The 19,455-nt window shown below is 73.5% G+C and carries 20 protein-coding genes; 7 read left to right on the forward strand and 13 right to left on the reverse strand.

Annotated features, from left to right (window positions below; all coding sequences use genetic code 11):
* Positions 1-138: 138 nt before the first annotated feature.
* Together MRBLMG1_RS13085 and MRBLMG1_RS13090 are read right to left on the reverse strand one after the other, a co-directional pair.
* A complete protein-coding gene (locus MRBLMG1_RS13085; protein ID WP_367823860.1) occupies positions 139-1,488 on the reverse strand; it encodes a L,D-transpeptidase in 1,350 nt (449 codons plus the stop codon).
* 136 nt (positions 1,489-1,624) lie between these two features.
* Positions 1,625-2,110, reverse strand: coding sequence for an SRPBCC family protein (locus MRBLMG1_RS13090; RefSeq protein ID WP_367823862.1), 486 nt, complete (start codon positions 2,108-2,110; stop codon positions 1,625-1,627).
* A 162-nt stretch (positions 2,111-2,272) separates the two neighbouring features.
* On the opposite strand from MRBLMG1_RS13090, the gene MRBLMG1_RS13095 reads away from it, so the two are divergent.
* From MRBLMG1_RS13095 to MRBLMG1_RS13125, 7 genes are all read left to right on the forward strand, one after another.
* Complete coding sequence (locus MRBLMG1_RS13095) at positions 2,273-2,881, forward strand: PadR family transcriptional regulator (protein WP_367823864.1); 609 nt, start codon at positions 2,273-2,275, stop codon at positions 2,879-2,881.
* A 129-nt stretch (positions 2,882-3,010) separates the two neighbouring features.
* Positions 3,011-3,460: a peroxiredoxin gene (locus tag MRBLMG1_RS13100; protein ID WP_367823866.1), complete on the forward strand. Its 450-nt coding sequence runs from the start codon at positions 3,011-3,013 to the stop codon at positions 3,458-3,460.
* A gap of 150 nt (positions 3,461-3,610) precedes the next feature.
* Entirely contained in the window at positions 3,611-4,009 is a 399-nt protein-coding gene (locus MRBLMG1_RS13105) for an SHOCT domain-containing protein (RefSeq protein ID WP_367823868.1), read from the forward strand.
* Positions 4,010-4,034: 25 nt separating this feature from the next.
* Positions 4,035-4,982 carry a hypothetical protein gene (locus MRBLMG1_RS13110; protein WP_367823869.1) on the forward strand — a complete coding sequence of 316 codons (948 nt, stop codon included), beginning with the start codon at positions 4,035-4,037 and terminating at the stop codon, positions 4,980-4,982.
* 36 nt (positions 4,983-5,018) lie between these two features.
* Positions 5,019-5,462, forward strand: coding sequence for an RrF2 family transcriptional regulator (locus MRBLMG1_RS13115; RefSeq protein WP_367823871.1), 444 nt, complete (start codon positions 5,019-5,021; stop codon positions 5,460-5,462).
* A gap of 75 nt (positions 5,463-5,537) precedes the next feature.
* Complete coding sequence (locus tag MRBLMG1_RS13120; protein WP_367823872.1) at positions 5,538-6,725, forward strand: globin domain-containing protein; 1,188 nt, start codon at positions 5,538-5,540, stop codon at positions 6,723-6,725.
* 120 nt (positions 6,726-6,845) lie between these two features.
* Complete coding sequence (locus tag MRBLMG1_RS13125) at positions 6,846-7,607, forward strand: rod shape-determining protein MreC (RefSeq protein WP_367823874.1); 762 nt, start codon at positions 6,846-6,848, stop codon at positions 7,605-7,607.
* An 84-nt stretch (positions 7,608-7,691) separates the two neighbouring features.
* On the opposite strand, the gene MRBLMG1_RS13130 is transcribed toward MRBLMG1_RS13125, so the two are convergent.
* The 11 genes from MRBLMG1_RS13130 to MRBLMG1_RS13180 form a co-directional block, all read right to left on the reverse strand.
* Complete coding sequence (locus MRBLMG1_RS13130) at positions 7,692-8,063, reverse strand: peptidase inhibitor family I36 protein (protein WP_367823876.1); 372 nt, start codon at positions 8,061-8,063, stop codon at positions 7,692-7,694.
* Complete coding sequence (locus MRBLMG1_RS13135) at positions 8,060-8,773, reverse strand: hypothetical protein (RefSeq protein WP_367823877.1); 714 nt, start codon at positions 8,771-8,773, stop codon at positions 8,060-8,062. The genes MRBLMG1_RS13130 and MRBLMG1_RS13135 overlap by 4 nt, the downstream gene beginning before the upstream one ends.
* 378 nt (positions 8,774-9,151) lie before the next feature.
* On the reverse strand, positions 9,152-9,937 hold the full coding sequence (locus tag MRBLMG1_RS13140) for a polysaccharide deacetylase family protein (RefSeq protein WP_367823878.1): 786 nt from the start codon (positions 9,935-9,937) through the stop codon (positions 9,152-9,154).
* Between the two features lie 355 nt (positions 9,938-10,292).
* On the reverse strand, positions 10,293-10,748 hold the full coding sequence (locus tag MRBLMG1_RS13145) for a hypothetical protein (protein WP_367823880.1): 456 nt from the start codon (positions 10,746-10,748) through the stop codon (positions 10,293-10,295).
* A gap of 40 nt (positions 10,749-10,788) precedes the next feature.
* Positions 10,789-12,336, reverse strand: coding sequence for an ATP-dependent DNA ligase (locus MRBLMG1_RS13150; RefSeq protein ID WP_367823882.1), 1,548 nt, complete (start codon positions 12,334-12,336; stop codon positions 10,789-10,791).
* Between the two features lie 48 nt (positions 12,337-12,384).
* A complete protein-coding gene (locus tag MRBLMG1_RS13155; protein ID WP_367823884.1) occupies positions 12,385-13,818 on the reverse strand; it encodes a DUF6397 family protein in 1,434 nt (477 codons plus the stop codon).
* Between the two features lie 204 nt (positions 13,819-14,022).
* Entirely contained in the window at positions 14,023-14,433 is a 411-nt protein-coding gene (locus MRBLMG1_RS13160; protein ID WP_367823885.1) for a roadblock/LC7 domain-containing protein, read from the reverse strand.
* 160 nt (positions 14,434-14,593) lie between these two features.
* A complete protein-coding gene (locus tag MRBLMG1_RS13165) occupies positions 14,594-15,211 on the reverse strand; it encodes a GTP-binding protein (protein WP_367823886.1) in 618 nt (205 codons plus the stop codon).
* Positions 15,192-15,608, reverse strand: a complete 417-nt coding sequence (locus MRBLMG1_RS13170) for a DUF742 domain-containing protein (protein WP_367823887.1) — start codon at positions 15,606-15,608, stop codon at positions 15,192-15,194. The genes MRBLMG1_RS13165 and MRBLMG1_RS13170 overlap by 20 nt, the downstream gene beginning before the upstream one ends.
* A gap of 14 nt (positions 15,609-15,622) precedes the next feature.
* Positions 15,623-16,057: a roadblock/LC7 domain-containing protein gene (locus MRBLMG1_RS13175; RefSeq protein ID WP_367823888.1), complete on the reverse strand. Its 435-nt coding sequence runs from the start codon at positions 16,055-16,057 to the stop codon at positions 15,623-15,625.
* Entirely contained in the window at positions 16,054-19,410 is a 3,357-nt protein-coding gene (locus MRBLMG1_RS13180) for a nitrate- and nitrite sensing domain-containing protein (protein WP_414721572.1), read from the reverse strand. Before MRBLMG1_RS13180 ends, MRBLMG1_RS13175 begins: the two co-directional genes overlap by 4 nt.
* Positions 19,411-19,455: the final 45 nt, after the last annotated feature.

Consider the following 19,455-nt stretch of genomic DNA (forward strand, 5'->3'; position numbering starts at 1 on the left):
GGTGGGATGGGCGGTCAGGGCGCCAGTATCACCGAGGGGTACGAGGCCGGGGGCGCCCGCCGGGCCGTCGGCGTGGCGCGGCAGCGGCCCCCGTCCGGGCCGCCCTTCGTCGCGTCGACCGGCCCCCGGCCGCGCGGGTCACAGCGCCGGTCGGAGGGCGCCGGCGGACGGCCCGGCCGCTCCGACGGCGGCGCCCGGTTCGAGGGCGCTGCCCCGCTGCCACTCGGGCCAGCTGAGGTTCCAGTCGCCGAAGCCGTTGTCGAACGGCGTCATCAGCTGCCCGTACCCGTGGACGACCTGTACGAGGTCGCCCTCGCGGACGGTGCCGAACAGCCAGGCGGCGTCCTCGGGGCTCATACCGGTGCAGCCGTGGCTGACGTTCTCGTTGCCCTGCGCGTCGACGGACCAGGGGGCGGCGTGCAGGTACTCGCCGCTCCATGTCACCCGGGTGGCCCAGCGGACCTTGAGGTCGTAGGAGTCCCGGCTGCCGCGCGCGATGCCGATGGAGTCGCCGCGCATGCGGACGAGCGGCTCCTTGCCGAGGACGACCTTGATGCCGCCCCGAGTGCGGTAGCCGGCCTTGCCGGTGGTGACCGGGAAGGTGCGGAGCAGCTGTCCGTCGCGGAACACCGACATCCTGAGGGCGGAGACGTCGGTGACGGCCTCGACGCGGGCGCCGGTGGTGAAGGTCAGCGGGCGCGAGGGGCCGCCGTGGAGCCCGCCGGAGATCCTGGCCCCGCCGAGTCCGCTGTGGACGCGCACGGTGGCGCGGGCGGGCCAGTAGGTGCGGGGCCGGTAGTGGAGGGTGCGGGGGTCGACCCAGTACCAGGCGCCTTCCACATGCGGTTCGACGCGTACGTCGAGGGCGCGCTCGACCGCGCGGCGGGCCCCGGGGTCGTCGGCGGGCACCGGGTGGCTGAGCTCGGCCGTGACCGGCTGTCCCACTCCGTAGGTGCCGCCGTCCTTAGGCCCGAAGGCGACGGTGAGGCGATCCCCGCCGGGCGCCGCGGCGGTACGGAACTCCAGGCGGGCGAGGTCGCGGCGGGGGCCGCGGCCGCCGGGCCGTTCGACCACGAGGCGGGCCGCGAAGCGACCTCCCGCGGCGAGTGCCGCCGTACTGGTCCACCGGGTGCCGTCGGCGCTCGGCACTCCGGCGACCTTGCGGCCGCGCTGGTCGGTGACGGTGACGTCGGCGAGCACCCCGGGGCTGCGCAGCGTGAGTTCCACCGGGCCCGACGCCCGCGCGTCGAGCGCGACGGGAGCGGCGGTGAGCACGGGGCCGCCGCTCAGCGCGACCGTGTGCCGGGGGACGGAGCAGATCCCGCCGGCGGTGACGCAGCCGTCGACGGTGACGACGGCGCCGGGGTCGGGGGCGATGAGGGGGCCCGCGTCCCGGACGGGGGGCGCCTGGGCGGCCGTACCGACGAGTACCGCTCCGACCGCCAGGGACAGCGCGCCCCACCCCCGCACGTACCTGCGTGACGACACGTCGGACACCCTCCCCTTCCGGACGACGACATCGGCGGACGGTGCCGACCCGAGCATCAAAACGGATCGAAGGAGGAAAAGATGATCACAGCGCCGGGCGTGGCGGGCGAGTGGCGGGCGAGACGACTCGAATGGGTCAGCGGGCGGGCTCGGGGAGCTCCTCGCCGGTCTCCAGGAGGGACTTGAGGCTGGCGATCAGCGCGGGCCATCCCTCGCCGATCAGCGCCTTGATGGTTCCGTCGGGCCGCAGATCCCCGTGCGTGACGGTGAGTTTGACGATGTCGCCGGAGGGCTCGATCACGAACGTCACGCGGGACCTGCGCTCGGCGGCGAGGCGTTCGTAGACCTCGTGGTCGAGGTGGACGGCCTCCGCCCAGGCGGGGGTGAAGGTGTGCCAGGTGTACGAGAGGAGACGGCCGGGTTCGGCGGCGAGGACCACCTGCTCGGGGTCGGCGGTGCGGCGCCCGCCCTCGTCCCAGACCATCGGGGCTCCGGGGGTCCAGTCGGTCTCGAAGGCCACGCCCCAGTACCGCCGGGTGAGCTCGGGGTCGGTGAGCGCCTTCCAGAGCTCGTCCGGGGTCGTCCGGATGTAGGTGGTGTAGACGAACGAGTCGCTGTCCATCGCGCTGCCCCTCGGTTCTGCTCCCCATGCGGCCTGCCCCTCTTTAGCCTAGGCAGGCGCCGGACGGACGTGCCAGCGAAGGGCACCCGTCCGGCCGCCGGGGTGCCGTATCGGTTGAATAGGTGCGGAGGAAACTATTCAACTTGCTGCTAGCGTGTCCGAATGTCGCTCAAGCACGCCGTCCTCGCAGCTCTTCTGGAGGGCGAGGCATCCGGATACGACCTGGCCAAGATCTTCGACGTGTCCGTCGCCAACTTCTGGGCGGCCACCCCGCAGCAGCTCTACCGCGAGCTCGACCGCCTCGACGAGGCAGGGCTGATCACCGCCCGTGTCGTCGAGCAGGAACGGCGCCCCAACAAGCGGATGTTCAGCCTCACGGAACCGGGCCTGCGCGATCTGGCGGCCTACACGTCGACGCCTCCGCGCCCGAGCGCCGTCCGCGACGAGCTGATGGTCCAGGTGCAGGCCTGCGACGAGGGCGACACGGCGGCGGTACGCGGATTCGTGGCACGGCGGATGGAGACGGCCCGGGCCAAGCTGGCCCGCTACGACCGGCTGCGGGAGCGGATGCTGGACGGCCGGGACGAGGACTCGTACCTCGCCGAGGCGGAACGGATCGGCCCCTACCTGACGCTGATGCGCGGCCGGTTCTTCGAGGAGGAGAACCTGCGCTGGGGCGAGCGGGCCCTCGCGGTGCTCGACCGCCGCGCCGCCGCGCGCAGCGGGGCGACGCAAGCCGCGGAAGGGGTCGAGGCGGCTCCGCGGGGCTGACGCGACCCCGCCGCGGGAAGGACCATGGCCCCACCCCCCGTATCCACCGGCCTTACCCTGCGGTAACGTCACCGACCGGCCACCGGAGGCGCCGGTGGCGTCACGGGTACGGATCGGGGACGGGCTTCTATGAACGTCGGTGACCTCGTCGAGGACTTCAGCCTTCCGGACGAGACGGGCGCGCCGCGCTCCCTCACCGGCCTCCTTTCCGAGGGGCCGGTCGTCCTCTTCTTCTTCCCGGCGGCGATGACGCCGGGGTGCACGGCCGAGGCCTGCCACTTCCGTGACCTCGCGGCCGAGTTCCGCGCCGTCGGCGCGCTGCCCGTCGGCATCAGCTCGGACGACGTGGCACGGCAGCAGGAGTTCGCCGAGCGGCACTCCCTGGGCTACCCCCTGCTGTCCGACGTGGACGGAGCCATCCGCGAACGGTTCGGCGTGAAGCGCGGCTTCTCGCTCGCCCCGACCAAGCGGGTCACGTTCGTCATCGGCCAGGACCGGCGGGTGCGCGAGGTCGTCCGCAGCGAGCTGCGGATGAGCGCACACGCGGACCGCGCGCTGGCGGCCCTGCGCCGGCCCTGAGACCGGGTTCACCGGGCGCGGCCTCCATCCGATCACGGCCCCGGGCGGCCCGCACGCCGAGCCGCCACGAAGTGCGGGGCCGCGAGGGCTGGGTGAGACTCACTCCAACGCCAGGCCTTCCCCGGCCGGGCGGGAACGGAGTGTGCAGGAATGGACGACTACCCCCTCCTCAACGTCTTCTGGACCATGCTGTGGTTCTTCCTCTGGATCATGTGGCTCTTCCTGCTGTTCAAGGTGATCACCGACATCTTCCGTGACGATTCACTCCACGGCTGGGGCAAGGCGGGCTGGCTGATCTTCTGCATCCTGCTCCCGTACCTCGGCGTGCTGGTGTACGTGATCGCCCGCGGCAAGAGCATGGGGCAGCGGGACGTCAAGCAGGCCAAGGACAGCGAAGCCGCCTTCCAGGACTACATCCGCAAGACGGCGGGGTCGTCGCCGGGCGGCGGCAGCGCCACCGACGAGCTGGCGCGGCTGGCGGAGCTGAAGGAGAAGGGCGCCATCACGCCCGAGGAGTTCGACAAGGCGAAGGCGAAGGTCCTGGCCTGACCCGACGGAAGAAGGGCGGGCTGAGGTGCGGAAGGCGGCTGGGGCGGCGCCGGACGCCGGGCTCGCGGGCTCCCTGCTGCGGGAGGTCGCGGCGGAGCCGGGCAGGCTTCCGGAGGCTCTGGCCTCCTTCGCCCTGCGTCATCTGGGTCCGGGCGCGGGACGCACCGTCGAGCGCCTGCGGGCCGCTCACCCCGACGCCGACGCGGCGGCGCTGAGAACCCTGATCGTGGCGCGTGGGCGTCGGAGGGTGACCGCCGAAGGGGCTTTCGTCGGCGGTCCGTTCATCCTGTTCATCCCCGTCGCGTTCTGCGGGGCCCTGCTGTCCCAGGTGCGGACGATCCTCGAACTCGCCGCCGCCGAGGGGCGGGACGCCGCGGATCCGGAGCGGGCGGCGGAACTGCTCGTCCTCCAGGGCGTGTACGACGACACCGTGACGGCCCGCGCCGCGCTCAGCGTCACGCCGGGCGACGCGGGGCGGCCGGGACGACGCGGTCCGAAACGGTGGGCCGCGCTGTGGTACCTGGTGATGAGGATGGCGCGGCTCCTCGGGCTGATGACGCCGGACTCGGGCACCGCTCGGTGGTTCGTCCGGGTGGCGCAGTACGCGCTCGTGGTCGGTGTCTTCCTCGTCGGCTTGGTGGCGCCCCTCGTCTGGCTGCCGTACCTGGCCGTCTCGTACTGGCGGGCCACCACACGGCTGATGGACCGGGCCACCCTCTTCTACGTCGGCGCCGTCGACCTCCGTGCCCCGCGCGCCGTCCGGGTCGACCCGGCCATGGGTGTGGCCCTGCTGCGTGCCCTGGCTTCCGTGATCCTGCCCGCCGTCGCGGTGTTCGTCGTCGTCACCGCGGACCTCCGGATCGCGGGCGGGCGGTGGCCGGTGTTCGGGATCGTGCTGACGTCCAGCTGCCTGTTCACCGGGGGCTGGTGGCTGTGGCGGCGCCGGAAGCGGCGACATGAAGCCACCCCTTAATACGTAACCCGGATACCTCTTTGATACGGTCAGACCGTGAGGCTGACGAAGTTCACCGACCTGGCGCTCCGTGCCGTGATGCGCCTGGCGGTCACCGCACCGGAGGAGTCCGTTACCACCCGCGAGGTGGCGGAGTCGATGGACGTGCCCTACGCCCACATGGCGAAGGTGGTCACCCGGCTCCAGCACCTCGGCGTGGTCGAGGCGCGCCGCGGGCGCGGGGGCGGCCTGGCTCTGACGGAGCTGGGCCGGCGTTCCTCGGTGGGGTGGCTGACCCGCACCCTGGAGGGCGACGAGGAAGTCGTCGCCTGCGAGGGTGATCCGCCGTGTCCGCTGCGCACCGCGTGCCGGCTGCGCGGGGCGCTGCGCGAGGCCCAGGAGGCGTTCTACCGCGCGCTCGACCCGCTGACCGTGGCCGAGCTCGTGACCTCGCCGACGGGTCCACTGCTGCTCACCCTCTCTCCACGCCCCACTTCCTGAACCGTGGCGCCCTCGGGCACCACTCGACCCCGCACACCCTTAAATACGCAGATCATCTACCAGATTGAGGTTCCCATGCTGTCCGAGCAGGCCGTCCCGGTCGTCCGCGCCACCCTGCCCGCCGTCGGCGGTGCGCTCGACCAGATCACCGAGCGGTTCTACGGGCGTCTCTTCGCCGCCCACCCCGAACTCCTGCGCGACCTGTTCAACCGGGGCAACCAGGCCAACGGCGAGCAGCGGCAGGCTCTCGCCGGCTCCATAGCCGCCTTCGCCGTCGCCCTGCTGGAGAACCCGGACAGCCGCCCCGACACCATGCTGGCCCGGATCGCCCACAAGCACGCCTCGCTCGGCGTTACCTCCGCGCAGTACAAGGTCGTTCACGAGCACCTCTTCGCCGCGATCGTCGAGGTGCTCGGCGACGCCGTCACCCCGGAGGTCGCCCAGGCCTGGGACGAGGTGTACTGGCTGATGGCTAACGCGCTCATCGCTGTGGAGGCCCGCCTCTACCAGGAGTCGGGCGTGCCCGAGGGCGAGGTCTGGCGGACGATGGAGATCGCCGAGCGCCACGAGGAGACGGACGACACGGTCTCCTTCACCCTGCGGCACGCCGACGGCACCCCCACGGCCTCATTCCGGCCCGGCCAGTACGTCAGCGTCCGCGTCGCACTGCCCGACGGCGCCCGGCAGATCCGCCAGTACAGCCTGTCCGCGGCGCCGGGGCGCCCGCAGTGGCGGATCACCGTGAAGCGGGTCGACGGCGACCCGGCGGGCGAGGTCTCCTCCTGGCTGCACGCCCACACCCGCGCGGGGGACAGCGTGGAGGTGTCGGCCCCGTTCGGCGACCTCGTGCTGCCCGAGGACCAGAGCCCGTTGCTGCTCGCCTCCGCCGGCATCGGCAGCACGCCGATGCTCGCGATGCTCGACCACCTCGCGGCCACCGGTTCGACCCGCCCGGTCGCGGTCGTGCACGCCGACCGCTCCCCCGCGTCCCACGCGCACGCCGACGAGCTGCGACGCCTGGTCGGCGCGCTCCCCCAGGGCACGCTGCACCTCTGGTACGAGGAGCCGGGCGACTCCGGCGCCCACCCGGGCCGCGCGGACGTCACGACGCTCGACCTGCCGGCGGGCACGACCGCGTACCTGTGCGGACCCCTGCCGTTCCTGCGCGCGGTCCGCGGCGACCTCCTCGGCGGCGGCATCCCGGCGGCCGACATCCACTACGAGGTGTTCGGTCCCGACCTGTGGCTCGGCACCGAGAGCTGACCGCACCACACCACGTAACCTTCGATCCCTGTGCGCCATAGCACTTCCGCTGCGGATACTGCATAGTGAGGCCCGAATCGGCCTCGCAATCAGCGGGTCCGCAGCGAATGGACGGAAGCGATGGGATCGTTCGGATCAGCAGTCGGCGGCACGGGGCGGCCGGTGCGGGGGATCGCCCTCGACATCGGCAGCTCCCGCACCCGCGCCTGGGCACCGGGCGCGGGCGTCTTCGCGGACGTGCCGAGCGGTCCGGTGCGGCGCGGCCGCGTCACCGACTCCGCATCCCAGCTCCGACTGCTCCGCCGGCTGACCGCTTCGACCCCTGGCGACAGCGCCCACGACACCGTCGTGATGCTCACCCACCCGGTGCTCGCCGGCCCCCAGGAGCGGGAAGCGACGCGCCGCCTGGCGGACGACCTCGGTGCCGTACGGGTGATCGCCGTGGACAGCGCCCGCGCCGCGGCGGCGTACGCGGCACCGCCCGGCGGCGGCCCGCTCCTCGTCGTCGACCTGGGCGCCCAGCTGACCGAGGTCACCCTCGTCGTGGACGGCCTGGTCCAGGACGCCCGGCTCGCCGAGGCGGGGGTCGACGACGTGCCGGAGTCGGGCCGCGTACCCGGCGAGATCGCCGGCACGGCCGCCGACATGGTGAGCGACCTGTGGCGCCACGACAGCACGGGCGCGGTCCGCGAGGCGCTGCGCCGCGGCGTCCTGGTGACAGGCGGCGGCGCCCTCCGCCTGGACGCGACCGCCCGCCTGGCCCACCTCCTCCGGGCCCGCCTCCGGCTGGCGAACGACCCGGCGACCAGCGTCGTCCGCGGCGCCGGACTCATGCTCACCTCCGTCCTGCGTCACCCGGCGGGCCCCCTCGCCCGGAGCTGACCCGCCGGATGCGCCTTCGTCGCACGGGGCCCGGACGGACACGGGGCTCCTGGCCCGTGTCCGTCCGGGCATGACCGGTGCCGGTCAGCAGCCGGTGGACCAGATGTGGGAGTCGCCGCGGTCGTTGGCCGCGCCGTTGTAGCCGACCTCCTGCCCGGGGGCGAGACAGATGGTCATGCTGCCGCCCTGCCACGCGCTGTCGTAGACCTTTACGTGGTCCTTGATGCCGGGGCCCGAGATGCCGTGGTTGGCCCACGAGGAGTCGGTGTCGGAGATCCAGCTCTCCCACCAGCCGTCGTCTCCGCTCCAGTTGGCGCGCTGGCCGCCGAAGTTCGCGTCCTGCCAGACGCAGAACTCTCCGCTGGGGCATTCGGCCGCCCCTGCGGAGCCGGCGAGGGCGAGGCCGGCGGTGGTGGCCAGGAGCGCGGCGGCGGCGAGGGCGAGAAGTCGCTTCACGAGTGGTGGGACCTTTCTACGGGTGATCCGGACACGGGCAGTTCGGCTGCCCGACGCAGTGCGCGGTCGCGCAGCTGCCGGTATGCGGTGAGTTCGTCCCGGTGCAAGGTGCGCAGCTCGGCCAGCTCGGCGGCCTCCAGCCGCTTCCGCACCTCGTCGAGTCCGCTCTCGCGGCCGCAACGGGCGGCGACGGCCGGGTCGGGACGGGCGGGCCGGGGACGATCGGGCGGGGTCGCGCACCGGGTCCAGCGGGCGAGCGCCGCACGGTGGGCGGGGTCGGTGCGCATACGGGCCTGGGCCTCGGCGCGGAGGTTGTCGACGGTGACCTGGGCACGGAACCAGCGCCGCTGGTCGCCGTAGAGCCGCTGCCTGGCGGTGGCGAGGCAGCCGTCCTCGTGGGCGGTGACGGTGGCGCCCGTGGTGAGGGTGACGGAGAGTTCGCGCGGGCCTGCGCCGAAGAGCGCCGCTTGCAGCACACGGTCCTCGTCCGGCGCGCGGGGCCTGGCCGAGAGGGTGATCCCCCGGCCGCGCAGGCAGTCGACGGCGAGGCGGTGCTCGGCGGACCTGAGCAGTTCGTCCTGCGCGGCCCGGGTGACCGGAACCCCCGGGGGCCCCGCCCCTCCCGGCCCGACGACGGTGCAACCGGAGAGCATCAGCGAGGCGGCGGCGGTGACCACGGCGCGGCGGGCGCGGCCGGTCGTGCGAAGCATGGTGTCCCCCTTCGATCGTCCCTGGTCGGAGCGGCCCGAGGGTGATCGTCAGGCTGCCCGGGGTGATCACTTCCCGGGGGCTCGGCCACCATGCCGAGGGTCACTCGAACGAGTCGAACGCGCCGGGGTGCGCGCCCCCAGGGCGCCGTCGGCGTGCCGTGCGCACGGCGTCCGGGAACGACAAAGCCCCGGTTGGACGGGGGATTCCAACCGGGGCCGATCGCCGTGACGTAGAAGAGCGGTCACCTCTGGGGGGGACCTTGGGGACCGGGCCCCTTCGCAGTCACATACGTATGAACGGTCGACCGCTCCCGATTGTTCCGAGAGGTCCGGGGTGGGGCGATGTGAGTCACCTCACCCCCGTTTCGGCCGGTGCGCTCAGTCCTTCTCGGGACGGTAGACGGCGCCCGGCTCGGCCTTCCCGGGGGCGATGAGCTCCGGCACCGTCACGAAGGTGAAGCCGCGCAGCTTGAGCTCGTCGATGATCGAGGGGACGGCCGGGACCGTTCCGTCGTATATGTCGTGGAGGAGGATGATCCCGTCTCCGTGGGCCTGCTCCAGGACGCGCTTGCGTATGAGGGCCGAGTCGGTGGTGGAGTAGTCCTTGGCCGTGATGCTCCAGAGGACCTGCGCGAGCCCGAGTTCCCGGCTGACCTCGGACACCGTGTCGTCGGTCCTGCCCTGCGGCGGGCGCATGAGCGTGGGCTTGCGGCCGGTGATCTTCTCGACGGCGTCCTGGGTGCGCGACAGCTCGTCGCGCACCTCGGCGGCGTCGAGGTCGGTCAGGATCCGGTGGCTCCAGGTGTGGTTGGCGACCTCGTGCCCCTCGTCCGCGATCCGCTTGACCACCTCGGGGTAGCGGTTGACGTGCTTGTTGCCGAGCAGGAAGAAGGTGGCCGGGACCTGCTTCTCCTTGAGGATGTCGAGGAGCTTGGGGGTGTCCTCGCCGGGCCCCGCGTCGAAGGTGAGAGCGATGCACTTGACCTTGGCGCAGTCGACGCGGCGGGCGGTCGAACCCGCCTTGCCGTCCGTTCCCGCGTCGTCCCGGGCATCCTGCGGCGTGACCGTGTCGACTCCGCAACCGCCGAGCGTCAGCATCAGCGCCGCGGCGGCGAGCAGGGCGGTGGCCGTTCCCCCGCGTCGGGCCGTCCTGGATCGGAACATGGTGGATCCCGCTTTCCCCGTAGTGGCTTAGGTACAGCCGTGACAACCGCCTGGTCAGGGCGGCGCTCTCGACCGCCGAGAACTCTACACACGGTGTATACCGGAAAGATCGGCGGGGTCAGGCGAGCGCGGCAGCACGCACACACGGATGCGTCGGTACGGGGGCGGGGGGCACGAGCGCGGGGGCATGGGCCCGGAACGCATGGACCGCATGGGCGCGTGACCCTACGAGCGAACGGGAGAGCAGACGAACGGACTCACAGACACACGGGCACACGGGCACACCGGCACACCGGCACACGTGAACCCCGGGCGGGGCCCGTCCGCTCCGTCCGGGGTGTCTCGTGCCGCCCGCTCAGCGGGAGGCGAGCAGCAGGCGGGCCTCGGTCTCCTGGTCGCCGGAGACGGCCTGCGAGGACTGGATGTCGAAGCCCGTGGCGAGCACCTTCTGGACTTCGTCGACGGCGCGGTACCCACCGGTGAGTGTGGCACCGACCAGAGAGGTCAGCTGGGTGGGAGCGACCTCCTGGTGGCGGCCGCCGGCCGTGTCGAAGGTGGCCGTCCAGACGGTGGGCGCGGGTCCCGTGGCCGTCTGCGGATTCGGGGTGGCCGTGTCCTCCAGCTCATAGACGCTGTCGAGGACGTCGAAGACGGTCTGGGCGTCCTCCCGGCTGCAGTCGCACAGCTGCACGGTGACGTCGGTGTCGATGTGCAAGTCGTACACGTCGCTCATCTCCTCGCGGCCCGCCGGTCGCTCGTGGTGCCACGTGGTCGTCGTACGCGGGCGCTCGTCGTGCCACGTCTCCAGCATCCCTCGCGGAACGCGGTCCCGCGAGGCCCGCTCCGCTCGGTCAGTCCCGGCCGGTGATCGTGTCGACGGTGTCGGCCTCGGCGGCCGGTTTGTCGGGCCGGTGGCGTACGACGCGGGCGAAGCGGAGGGTAACGCCGGCCGGGTAGCGGGTCGATCGCTGGAGGCCGTCGTAGGCGATCTCCACGACGAGTTCGGGCCGCACCCGCACCGTGAACCCGTCGTCCGACTCGGCGAGTCCGCCGAGGTGCTCGGTCTGCCAGCGCAGCATCTCGTCGGTGAGTCCCTTGAACGTCTTGCCGAGCATGACGAACCCGCCTTCGGAGGTGCGCGCGCCGAGGTGGAGGTTCGACAGCAGCCCCGTCCTGCGCCCGTGGCCGCGCTCGACGGCCAGGACGACGAGGTCGACCGTGTGGACGGGCTTCACCTTCAGCCACGTACGTCCACGGCGACCGGCGATGTAGGGCGCCTCCAGGGCCTTGACGAGAACGCCTTCGTGTCCACGTGCCAGCGTGTCGGCGAAGAACCTCTCGGCCGCCTCGATCTGCGCCGGGTCGGCCGGGTCGGTGACGACGGTGCGGCGCACCCGGTGGAACGCCGGGAGCAGTCGGGCGAGCACCTCGTGCCGTTCCCGACCGGGGCGGTCGATCAGGCCTTCGCCGTCCACCGCGAGGACGTCGAAGAAGACGGGCGTCAGCGGCACCGCGGCGTGCGCGCCCGCCACGTCCGTCCTGGAGCCGACGCGGGACGCGGTGGTCTGGAAGGAGACGGGGCGCCCGGTGTCCGGGTCGAGCGCGATGACCTCGCCGTCCAGGATGAACCCGTCCGCCGGCACGGCCCGGACGGCCGCGACCACCTCGGGAAGACGGTCGGTGATGTCGTCGAGCGAGCGGGTGTGAACGCGGACGTCGTCGCCGCGACGGTGGACCTGGATGCGGAACCCGTCGAGCTTCTCCTCCACGGCGCACGGCCCCAGGGCCGCGACCGCCTCGCTCACCGAGCCCGCCGTGTGGGCGAGCATGGGCTGCACGGGGCCGCCGACCCGCAGCGTGAACCGGTCGAGGGCGGCGGTCCCCTCGGCGAGCACCGCCTGGGCGACCGGTGGCAGCGACCCTTCGAGCATCACCGCGCGCCGCAGCTCGGCGGCGGGCACGGTGGCGGCCTTGGCGACGCCCTCCAGCGCGATGGCGTCCAGGGCTCCTTGCCGCACCTCCCCGGTGAGCAGCCGCACCAGGAGCTCCTGTTCGTCGCGGGTCGCGGCGGCGAAGAGCGCGTGGACGAGCCGGGCCCGCTCGGCCTTGGACCCGGCACCGGAGACGGCAGCCAGTTCCGTCATCGCGGCGTCCACTCGGTCAAGAGTGAGTCCCGGCCGATCGGCAGGAGGAACCGCCGGCGGGACGACGTCCTTGAGCACGCTCCAACCGACGCCGATCCGCCCCTGCGGGAGCCGGCCCGACAAGTACGCGATGACGAGCGGACTCTCCTCGGGCCCGGCCTCCGCGAACAGCTCGGCGAGCAGACCGATCTTGCGGGAGCGCGCCGAGGCCGCAGCGACCTCCCGGGACACCTCCGCGACTTGGGCCAGCAGCATGGGCTCATCCTCCCCACACCCCGCCCCGGCCGCACCCCGGCCACCCACTCAGGGCCAGTTCACCGACCGCCTCCCTCGGCGGGTCCGCCCGCCACCGGTCCCCCTCCTACGGCGCAGCCGATCGAGAAGCCCGGCCCGCGCCGGACGACCGGGGGGCCGGTCCCGTACCGCCGGAACCGGCGGAACCGGCGAAATCGGCTCCGGCAGCGCGCCGTGCCGAGGTGCTTGCGGCGCGACGCCGGGTGGCGCAGGGGGAAGGGGAGGCATCGACAGAATCCCCGTGGCGTCACCAGGGTCCGCTCTCCGCACCCGCCGGACCATCAGCCCGGGCGTGAGAGCACCGGTCCACCCGTCGGCCGACGCGGCCACTCGCGCCCCGGACTCGGTCGAAGCCGAACTCAAAGCGGATCCCGACGCCGGGGCCGGGGCCTGGGCCGGGGCCGGGGCCGGGGCCTGGGCCGGGGCCTGGGCCGGGGCCGGGGCCGGGGCCTGGGCGGAAGCCGAGGTCCAAGACCCGATCGGGGTCAAAGCCGTGACCGGGGTCGAGGTCGTGACCGGTGTCGAGCTGGTGACCGAGGTCAAGGTCGTGCCCGGGGTCAAGGCGGTCGCCGAGGCGGCGGCCGGAGCCGGGATCACCGCGCGGCCCGGGGTCACAGCGGTGGCGGCGATGGCGGTGGCGGTAACGCCGATGACGGCATCGGAGGCGGAGGGGACCTCTCCGGGATACGGCGCCGACCGCCGGGCGCGCGCTTCGTCCAGGGCCAGGGCCAGGCTCATCCGGTGCCAGAGGATCTCGTCCGGCTCGGCCGCGCGCGTGAGTCGCTCGGCGACGTCGTGTGCGGCGGCGGCCACGGGCATCCCGGACGGCGGTGGTGGACGCAGCCGGTCAAGGTGGGCGCGCTCGTAGGGGTCGTCGACGACTTCGGCCAGCTGGACGGGGTCGAGGAGGGACGCGATGGCGGCGGCGCGGGCCCACGGGTCGTCCGTGGCGCGGAGGAGGAGACCGATGCGACGGGCCCGCCAGTTCCTGGGCCGCCGGTCCTCGTGTGCGGCGAGGCGTTCGCGGAGGTCGAGCGGAAGTCGCCCGGCGAGCAGGGCCGGCCATCGGTGGCCGAAGTCGGTGACTTCCTCTGCGAGGTACGTCCACACCACGGCGCGGTAGCGGTTCAGTGTGAACCGCACGGGGCTCAGGTGCCCCGTGCGGGCCAGCCTGGTGAAGCGTTCCGGGGTGATCGACAGAAGGGCCGCCGCCTCCCCCGTGCCGACCGTGCGCACGCGGTCGCGCAGGCCGGCGGGGAAGTCGGGGGCTCCTCTGAGGCGGTCGAGTTCGCCCCGCTCGACACGCCTCCGCCCGCCCTCGCCCGTCGGTACCGTCCTCACCAGACCGAGCTGGACCGCGAGCCGGAACTCGTCGCGCCTCAGTTCCAGTTCCTGTGCGGCCCGCGCCGGTGTGACCGTGCGCGTCCCTTCGTCCACCGTCATCGTGTGGCCTCCCCCGTGCGTCGCTGTTCTCTCCGTGCCGCGGATCCGTCGGACCCACAACGAGAACGTAACGCAGAGTGACGACATCTGCACGACCTGTGGACAACGCCCTGTGGACAACCGCCCCGTGGAGAGCGCCCCCACGGTCGACCACTCGCGCACGGCGCCGGACCGGGAGGAGTGGCGGCGTTCACCGCCCCGAGGTCAGAGCACGTCGCCCGGCATGCCGGGCTGTCGGGCCGCCACTCCGAGGTGCTCGCCGACGCGGTTCACCAGCAGGGTCATCTCGTAAGCCACCTGACCGACGTCCGCCTCCGCCGCGCTCAGGACGCACAGGCAGCTGCCCTCGCCCGCCGCCGTCACGAAGAGCAGCGCCTCGTCGAACTCGACCATCGTCTGCCGGGCCCGCCCTGCCCTGAAGTGCCGGCCCGAGCCCCGGGCGAGGCTGTGCAGGCCGGAGGAGACGGCCGCCAGGTGCTCGGCGTCCTCTCGTACGAGCCCGCTGCTCGCACCGGTCACCAGACCGTCGTTGGACAGCACCAGCGCGTGCCGTATGTACCCGACCCGCTGGGTCAGGTCGTCGAGGAGCCAGTCCAGGCCCTTGTCCAATGCCATCAGTGTTCCTCCCCCTGGGTGGTGCGTCCCCCGTCGACCCGGATTCCCGTGGTCCCCACGCCTCCGTGGTCCGCCGTATCGCCGCAAGCCTTACGCACTGTCGTGAACAGGGCAAGCACCCACCACGCCCGCGCGTGCCGTCCGGGCGTACGGCCGGGGGTCAGCCGACGCTGTCCAGGAGTCTCGCGGTGTGCATCCGGCCCGCGTACTCGACGAGCCGGATGAGCACTTCCTTGCCCGAATCGCGGTCGCGCGCGTCGCACAGCACGACGGGTGTGCCGCGGTCGAGGTCGAGCGCGAGGGAGACGTCGGCCGCGCCGTACGTACGCGCGCCCGTGAAGCAGTTGACGGCGACGACGAACGGTATTTTCCGGTGCTCGAAGTAGTCGACCGCCGGGAAGCAGTCCTCGAGGCGGCGGGTGTCGGCGAGGACGACGGCTCCCAGGGCGCCCTGCGACAGTTCGTCCCAGAGGAACCAGAACCGGTCCTGGCCGGGCGTCCCGAAGAGGTAGAGGGAGAGCCCGGAGCGGATCGTGATACGGCCGAAGTCCATGGCGACGGTCGTGGTGGTCTTCTGGTCGACGCCCCCGGTGTCGTCGACCGTCTGCCCGGCGCGGCTGAGCTGTTCCTCGGTGCGCAGGGGCCGTATCTCGCTGACCGCGCCGACGAGGGTGGTCTTGCCCACGCCGAACCCGCCGGCGACGAGGATCTTCAGGGCGAGGGCGGAGGTGTCCGTCTCGTCGTCCGCGCCGGTTCTCTCAGAGCGCTCGTAGGCCATCGATTACTTCCCTCAGGATTCTTTCGTCAGGGAGCTGTGCGGGCGGTACGGGCCTGCTGACGCGTACGAAGCCCGATTCGAGGAGGTCGCCGAGGAGGACCCGGACGACGCCGACGGGGAGGTCGGCGTCGGCGGCGAGTTCGGCCACCGACTGGGTCTCGGCCCGGCAGAGAGCGAGAAGGGACCGGTGCTCGGGCCCGAGGAGGGCCTCGTCCGCCGGTCCCGGCGGGTCGTCGTCCACGACGACGAGGGCGATGAGGTCGAACCGTACGTTGCTGGGCCCCGGCTTGGTGCGGCCGCCGGTCATCGCGTACGGACGGACGAGTGGTCCGGCGTCGGCGTCGTACCACTGACTGCCCGGCACGTATGGACCACCGCCGGTGCTGTCCTCGTTCATGGGATTTCTCCGGGTCAGCCGACGGCCGGCGGTGTCATCGTGAGCCGCGGCGGGGTGTGGAGGTGCTCGCCGACGCGTTTGACGAGGCGGGCCATCTCGTACGCGATGAGCCCGATGTCGGCGTTCGCGGAGCTCAGGACGGCGAGGCAGGAGCCGTCCCCCGCGGCGGCGACGAAGAGGAAGCCGTCGTCCATCTCGACCATCGTCTGGCGGACCCCGCCGGTGTGGAACTGGCGGCCCGCGCCCTTCGCGAGGCTGTGGAAGCCGGAGGCGATGGCGGCCAGGTGCTCGGCGTCCTCGCGGCTGAGCCCACTGGACGCGCCGACGGCGAGGCCGTCGTTGGAGAGCACCACGGTGTGGCGGACCTCGCGGACCCGCATGACGAGGTCGTCGAGGAGCCAGTCGAGCTCGCCGGAGCGGTGGTGCGAGATCCTCTCGTGGTCGATCATGCGTCGTCTCCTTCGGTGCGGGGGTCGTCGAGGGGTGCCGTGCCATGGCCGTGGCCGAGTCGGTGAACGGTGCCGAAGTCCGTGTTCGGGGAAGGTCCCTGGGACGCGTCCTGAGACGGAGCCCGGGATGGAGCCGGGTGCGGGCTCGCGGCTTGGCCCGGGTACGCGCGCGGGGCCGTGCTCGTGTACGGGTCGGTGTGCTGCCCGGGAGTCGTGCGGGGGTCCGCGCCGGTCCCCGGGGCGGATCCGGTACCCGGCTCGCCGCCGATGCCGGTCCCGAGGGGACGCCGGCTGCCGGGTACGGCGCCGCCGCCCCGCTGCCATCCGTCCTGGTAGGCCGCCATCCGGTCCCTGACCAGTTCCGGCGTGCGGGGGTCCGCCGCGGCGGTCGGTACGGCGACGGGCTCCGGCGCGGGCGCCTCGCGCAGCTGCGGGACCAGGCTCGCCTGGCGTACCCGACGGGGCAGTTCGGCCCCGGGGTCGTCGTGGGCGTCGCGTCCGGCAGGACCGGCCGCGCCGGCCGGTGCACCGGGTGGGCGCTCCCCCGCCGGTGGCGGTACGGCGGCGCCCCGGGGGCGCAGCGCGGTGACCCCGGCGGGCGGGTTGCCGGTGTCCGGCCCCGCGGCCAGCGCGGGCACGGCGGTCGGGCGCGGCAACGGCTGCGGGCGGGACGACGGCACGGCCTGCGGCGGGGACGGCGGCCGGGATCCGTCCGCTACGGGGGGTGTGCTCCCGGGCCGTGTACCGGTCGGTGGCCGCGGGTCACTCCGGCGCGGTGCCACGACGGGGCCCACGGGGGGTCCGACGGGCCGCATCGGCGCACCGGGCTCGAGCGCGGGGGCGGCCGGGGTGGGCGGCCCGGCCTGCGCCGGCGTACGCGGTCCCGGTGGTCGGCCGAAGCGGCGGGCCTCGGCGCGCTGTGCCTCGTCGCGTTCCCGCGCGGTGCGCGCGGCGTCCGTCCTCGGGCCACCGGCGGCGCGGCCCGCCGCGCCGGAGCCAGGCGTCCGCGGGTCCGCACTGTGTGCGGCGTGTGCGGCGGGTGCGGCTCCGGTGTGCGGGCCGTCGGGGCCGTGGTCGGCCGCCGGTGTGCCGCGGCCCGGCGGGAGTGCGCCCTGGAGCAGGTCGGTCGGGAGCAGGACGACGGCCGTGGTGCCGCCGTACGGGGAGGTCCTGAGGTTGACCTTGATGTCGTGGCGGGCGGAGAGCCTGCTGACGACGAAGAGGCCGAGGCGGTCGCTGTCGAAGAGGTCGAGCGCCTCGGACTGGCCGATGCGGTCGTTGGCCTCGGCGAGCGTCTCCTTGCCCATGCCGAGCCCCCGGTCCTCGATCTCCAGGGCGTATCCGTTGCCGACGGGTTCGCCGCTGACGCGCACCTTGGTGTGGGGCGGGGAGAACTGTGCGGCGTTCTCGATGAGTTCGGCCAGGAGGTGGGTGAGGTCGGCTACGGCTCCGCCGACTACGGCCGTCTCGGGCAGTCTGCGCACCTCCACGCGCGCGTAGTCCTCGATTTCGGAGACGGCGGCCCGGACGACGTTGGTCAGAGGGACGGGCATGCGCCAGGCCCGGCCCGGTGCGGCGCCGGAGAGGATGATCAGACTCTCGGCGTGGCGCCGCATGCGCGTGGTGAGGTGGTCGAGGCGGAAGAGGTCCCCGAGCTCGTTGGGATCGTCGGCACGCCGCTCCATGCTGTCCAGGAGGTTGAGCTGGCGGTGGACGAGGACCTGGCTGCGCCGGGCGAGGTTGACGAAGACACCCGAGATGCCGCTGGCGAGTTCGGCGCGTTCGACGGCGGCGGAGAGCGCCGCGCGGTGAACGGTGGTGAGGGCCTCTCCGACCTGGCCGATCTCGTCCTGGGAGACGGGCCCCGGCGGGGCCTCCGCCTGGACGTCGATGTCCTCGCCCGCGCGCAGTCGGCGCATGGCGGAGGGGAGTTTGCGCCGGGCGATGCCGAGGGCGGTGTTGCGGAGGCTCACGAGCTCGACGACGAGGCCACGGCCGATCCGGACGGAGATGACGAGGGAGGCGGCGACGGCGGCGAGGCCGAGGACGACGGCGGCGCCGCCCGCGCTGAGGGCACCGCCGCCGAACGGGTCGGCTCGGTCGGCCGCCGCGGTGCGGGCGTCGGTCTCGATCGCGGTGAGTCCGCGGCGCACGGCGGTGAGGGTGTCGTCCCAGTCGGCCGACGTGACCGCCTGGGCCGCCGGGCGGCCGGGGCTCGCGTCGCCGACGCGGTCCTCGGCCCGGGTCAGCCGGGTGTGGTCGCCACCGGTGGCGAGCTCGGCCCATTCGGCGCGGGCGTCGGCGGGCAGGTCGGCGGTGGTCGAGGCGATGAGGGTGCGCCGGATGTCGACGGCGCCGGAGAAGGCGCGGAGCCGGTCGTCGGTGAGTCGGCCGGTGAGATGGGCGGAGGTGAGGAGGGCGTCCTCGCGGGAGAGCATCTCGCCGGCCCTGCCGAATTCGAGGAGTACGCGCGCGTCCGACCCCTGCCCGCCGTCCTGGATGCCGGCGAGGGCGCCGCCGACGGCGAAGGCGGCGGAGACGGCGTCGGTGTACTCGTCGTACACCTGGTCCCAGTCGGCCCGGCCGTCGGCCGCGGCGGTACGGAGCTTGGCGAGGCCCTCGACCTTGCCGACGAAGGCGCCGACCCGGCCGGCGACCTCGTCGGGCAGGTCCCCGGTGTCGCCGACGGTGTGGGTGTCGTCCAGGCGGAGCCGGTCCACGGCCTCGTCCGTACGGCGGATCCGGTCCTTGAGCTCGGCGGCCCTGGTGGCGGCGGGTGCCGCGACCTGCCGTACGGCGGCGCGCCGTTCGTCCTGGAGAGCGGCGAGGGCGACCCACACGGGCTCGCGGATCTCGGCGTCGACGCGTTGGAGCCGCCGCAGTTCGACGACGTCCTGTGCGGTGGTGACGGTGGCGAATCCCCACAGGGCGAGGAGCGACACGACGGGGACCATCAGGAGCGACACGATCTTGGCGCGGACCGTGCGGGGTCGCAGGCCATGGCGCACGTGCCGCCCCTCGACACCCTGGGGACCGGTCGTGCCGGAGGTGCCACCGAAGGCGGGGCCACCGGAGGTGACGCTCGCCGAGGCGGGGCCCCTCGTCGCGGAACTCGCGGCGGAGTCGGAACGCGCGCCGTCGTGCGGCCCGGCCGGGTCGGCGGGCGGGGCGGGCGGCGTGGCCGGTGCCTTGGCGGAGGGTCCGTTGGCGGATGTGCGGCCGGTGGTCGGGGCGGCCTCCGGGGTGTGCGGACCCGGCTCGTCGGCGGGCGGCCCGGCGTGTGCGCGCCGCCCGCGTGCGGCGGCCGGAGGCGGTGCGGCCTCGGCGCCCTTGGTCTTGCGGGGAGTTCGCATGGCCTCCTCGTTCCGGCTGCTTCGTGCTCTGGTGCGGTGGGTCGT

This window comes from Streptomyces sp. LMG1-1-1.1, assembly GCF_040815545.1.
GTDB lineage: Bacteria > Actinomycetota > Actinomycetes > Streptomycetales > Streptomycetaceae > Streptomyces.

What these genes read in the sequence shown, in the direction of transcription:
- MRBLMG1_RS13165 (WP_367823886.1), bottom strand. Translation starts at nt 15,211, where the DNA reads ATGGCCTACGAGCGCTCTGAGAGAACCGGCGCGGACGACGAGACGGAC.
- MRBLMG1_RS13105 (WP_367823868.1), top strand. Translation starts at nt 3,611, where the DNA reads ATGGACGACTACCCCCTCCTCAACGTCTTCTGGACCATGCTGTGGTTC.
- MRBLMG1_RS13120 (WP_367823872.1), top strand. Translation starts at nt 5,538, where the DNA reads ATGCTGTCCGAGCAGGCCGTCCCGGTCGTCCGCGCCACCCTGCCCGCC.
- MRBLMG1_RS13125 (WP_367823874.1), top strand. Translation starts at nt 6,846, where the DNA reads ATGGGATCGTTCGGATCAGCAGTCGGCGGCACGGGGCGGCCGGTGCGG.
- MRBLMG1_RS13145 (WP_367823880.1), bottom strand. Translation starts at nt 10,748, where the DNA reads ATGCTGGAGACGTGGCACGACGAGCGCCCGCGTACGACGACCACGTGG.
- MRBLMG1_RS13160 (WP_367823885.1), bottom strand. Translation starts at nt 14,433, where the DNA reads ATGGCATTGGACAAGGGCCTGGACTGGCTCCTCGACGACCTGACCCAG.
- MRBLMG1_RS13090 (WP_367823862.1), bottom strand. Translation starts at nt 2,110, where the DNA reads ATGGACAGCGACTCGTTCGTCTACACCACCTACATCCGGACGACCCCG.
- MRBLMG1_RS13170 (WP_367823887.1), bottom strand. Translation starts at nt 15,608, where the DNA reads ATGAACGAGGACAGCACCGGCGGTGGTCCATACGTGCCGGGCAGTCAG.
- MRBLMG1_RS13180 (WP_414721572.1), bottom strand. Translation starts at nt 19,410, where the DNA reads ATGCGAACTCCCCGCAAGACCAAGGGCGCCGAGGCCGCACCGCCTCCG.
- MRBLMG1_RS13100 (WP_367823866.1), top strand. Translation starts at nt 3,011, where the DNA reads ATGAACGTCGGTGACCTCGTCGAGGACTTCAGCCTTCCGGACGAGACG.
- MRBLMG1_RS13140 (WP_367823878.1), bottom strand. Translation starts at nt 9,937, where the DNA reads ATGTTCCGATCCAGGACGGCCCGACGCGGGGGAACGGCCACCGCCCTG.
- MRBLMG1_RS13150 (WP_367823882.1), bottom strand. Translation starts at nt 12,336, where the DNA reads ATGCTGCTGGCCCAAGTCGCGGAGGTGTCCCGGGAGGTCGCTGCGGCC.
- MRBLMG1_RS13175 (WP_367823888.1), bottom strand. Translation starts at nt 16,057, where the DNA reads ATGATCGACCACGAGAGGATCTCGCACCACCGCTCCGGCGAGCTCGAC.
- MRBLMG1_RS13135 (WP_367823877.1), bottom strand. Translation starts at nt 8,773, where the DNA reads ATGCTTCGCACGACCGGCCGCGCCCGCCGCGCCGTGGTCACCGCCGCC.
- MRBLMG1_RS13155 (WP_367823884.1), bottom strand. Translation starts at nt 13,818, where the DNA reads ATGACGGTGGACGAAGGGACGCGCACGGTCACACCGGCGCGGGCCGCA.
- MRBLMG1_RS13095 (WP_367823864.1), top strand. Translation starts at nt 2,273, where the DNA reads ATGTCGCTCAAGCACGCCGTCCTCGCAGCTCTTCTGGAGGGCGAGGCA.